Source organism: Pseudosulfitobacter pseudonitzschiae, assembly GCF_900129395.1.
Taxonomy (GTDB): Bacteria; Pseudomonadota; Alphaproteobacteria; order Rhodobacterales; family Rhodobacteraceae; genus Pseudosulfitobacter; species Pseudosulfitobacter pseudonitzschiae.
In genome coordinates this window covers 1-1,197 of the sequence record NZ_FQVP01000034.1, presented here as the reverse complement: position 1 = coordinate 1,197, position 1,197 = coordinate 1, and the positions used below count along the sequence as shown (strand labels likewise).

General features: G+C 59.1%; 1 protein-coding gene. It reads right to left on the bottom strand.

The window, feature by feature from the left end; all coding sequences use genetic code 11:
• Positions 1-39 precede the first annotated feature (39 nt).
• Positions 40-1,127 (bottom strand): IS3 family transposase gene (locus tag BUC08_RS24145; protein ID WP_143186824.1). Its coding sequence is split into 2 segments (ribosomal slippage): positions 40-866 and positions 866-1,127, totalling 1,089 coding nucleotides; the frame shifts between segments, so codons are not numbered across the junction.
• Between the last annotated feature and the right edge of the window lie 70 nt (positions 1,128-1,197).

Below are 1,197 nucleotides of genomic sequence, written 5' to 3'. Positions count from 1 at the left end.
GGTAATCCCCCCGTTTTTGCGGGGGCTTGGTCGTAGAATTTACGCGGCCATTCTCAGTTTCTGGGCGGGGGTCATCCCGCCGTTGCCCATGTTTGGGCGCTCATGATTGTAAGACCAGAGCCATTCAGTGGCAATCTGCTGCACCTCGTCGATGGTTTCGAAGATGTGGAGGTCCAGCCATTCGTGCCGGACCGTCCGGTTGTAGCGCTCGACATAAGCGTTCTGCTGCGGTTTCCCCGGCTGTATGTGGGCCAAGGCGATGCCCTTGTTTTCGGCCCATTCCATGAGGGTGCCGCTGATATATTCCGGGCCGTTGTCGACTCGAATGGTTCGAGGCGCACCGCGCCATTCGATGATCTGGTTCAGCGCCCTGACGACGCGTTCCGCGGGTAGCGAGAAGTCGACCTCGATACCCAGCCCTTCACGGTTGAAGTCGTCTAGGACATTCAGCAGCCGGAACTGGCGACCGTCCCCAAGGCGATCTGCCATAAAATCCATGGACCAGACCTCATTCGCAGCCTTTGGAACCGCCAGCGCCTCGGGCTTTTCCCGCTTCAGACGCTTGCGCGGTTTGATCCGCAGGTTCAGCTCCAGCTCGCGGTAGATCCGGTAGACGCGCTTGTGGTTCCAGCCATGGCCTTGGACATTGCGCAGGTACAGAAAGCACAGGCCAAAGCCCCAGGTCTTCTTCGCCGTCGTCAGCCCGAGCAGAAGATCGGCGATCTGCTCGTTCTCATCGTCCAGCTTGGGGCTGTACCGATAGCACGTCTCACTGACGTCAAACGCCCGGCACGCCAGCGCAATGCTGACCCCCTTCATCGCCACCGCTTTCACGGCCAACTCTCGGCGCTGAGCTGGCCGCATCATTTTTTTCCGAGCGCTTCCTTCAGGAGGTCATTCTGCATGCTGACGTCGGCATACATGCGCTTCAGTCGGCGGTTCTCCTCCGCCATAGCCTTCATCTCAGTGATGAGGCTGGCGTCCATCCCGCCATACTTCGCTCGCCATTTGTACAGCGTGGCGCTGCTCATGCCATGTTCACGGCACAGCTCGGCAGCAGGCACACCGCCTTCCATCTGGCGCAGTACGGCCATGATCTGGGCCTCGGTAAAACGTGTCTTCTTCATCGGAATCTCCTCGTTCATCCTGCCGAGAAAATTCTACTTCCGCATCCCCTTAAGATCGGGGGGGATTACC